This window comes from Mesorhizobium sp. M7A.F.Ca.US.006.04.2.1, from assembly GCF_004022915.1.
GTDB classification, from domain to species: domain Bacteria; phylum Pseudomonadota; class Alphaproteobacteria; order Rhizobiales; family Rhizobiaceae; genus Mesorhizobium; species Mesorhizobium ciceri.
The window spans coordinates 1-946 of sequence record NZ_RZQA01001383.1 but is presented as its reverse complement, the minus strand read 5'-3'; the positions used below and the strand labels follow the sequence as shown (position 1 = coordinate 946).

The window sequence follows — 946 nt, the reverse complement described above, 5'->3', positions numbered from 1 at the left end:
CGCCAGGGCCGCGCGCATGGCAACGATGCCGCCGACGACGATCAGCGCCGGCGAGGCGAGACCGGCGGCCGCTGCTTCCTCGGCAATGGTGGCGAGCGTGGCGACGACGGTTCGTTCCTGCGGCGTCGTCGCGGCGACGATCACTGCCGCCGGTGTCGACGGCGCCAGCCCGCCATCGAGCAGTGCTGCGGCGATCAAGGGCAGATTGGCCATGCCCATATAGACGACCACAGGCTGGCCGGTGCGGGCGATCGCTGCCCAGTCGAGATCGTCATCGGTGCCGGCGGCGTGGCCGGTGGCCAGGATCACCGCCTTGTTGATGCCGCGCATGGTGGCGGGGATGCCGGTCGCGGCCAGCGCACTGAGGCCCGAGGTCAGGCCGGGCAGTACGCGGAACGGGATACTTTCCCGCGCCAGCGCCAGAGCTTCTTCGCCGCCACGGCCGAAAATATAGGGATCGCCGCCCTTCAGCCTGACGACGCGGCGGCCTTCGCGTGCGAGCCGGACCAGCAGGGCGGTGATGTCGTCCTGTTTCATCGACGGTTTGCCGCCGCGCTTGCCGGCAAAGAAAAGCTCGGCATTCTCCGCAACTGCGACAATGTCAGGGGACACCAGTGCGTCGTAGACCAGCGCATCCGCCTCGGCCAAAGCCGCCAACACTTCAAGCGTCAGGCAGCCGGGGTCGCCGGGGCCGGCGCCGGCCAGCCAGACATGGCCCGGCTCCAGTTGGCGCGGCTTGAAGTTCAGCCGGGACAAGGCTTTTTCGAGCGTGGCGTTTTCGCCGGTGTTTTTGGTGCTGCCGCTCACAATCCGTCCCGTCCGCGAAAACGCCGCTGATAATGGGCGTCGTATAATGAACTCTCGCCAAAACCTCGCGCCGCCAGCGAGCGGCCGACGAAGATGATCGCCGTGCGCTCCATCGGATCGGCGGCGAGCTGTGCCTCGA

The 946-nt window shown here is 67.9% G+C and carries 1 protein-coding gene and 1 pseudogene; both read right to left on the bottom strand.

Annotated elements, in window-relative coordinates; all coding sequences use genetic code 11:
• The coding region (gene cobA, locus EN925_RS37460; protein WP_128337442.1) for a uroporphyrinogen-III C-methyltransferase at positions 1 to 807 on the bottom strand (807 nt) is incomplete at its 3' end.
• Positions 804 to 946, bottom strand: a pseudogene (locus EN925_RS37455) (precorrin-4 C(11)-methyltransferase); the annotation flags it as partial. The gene cobA and the pseudogene EN925_RS37455, both read right to left, overlap by 4 nt.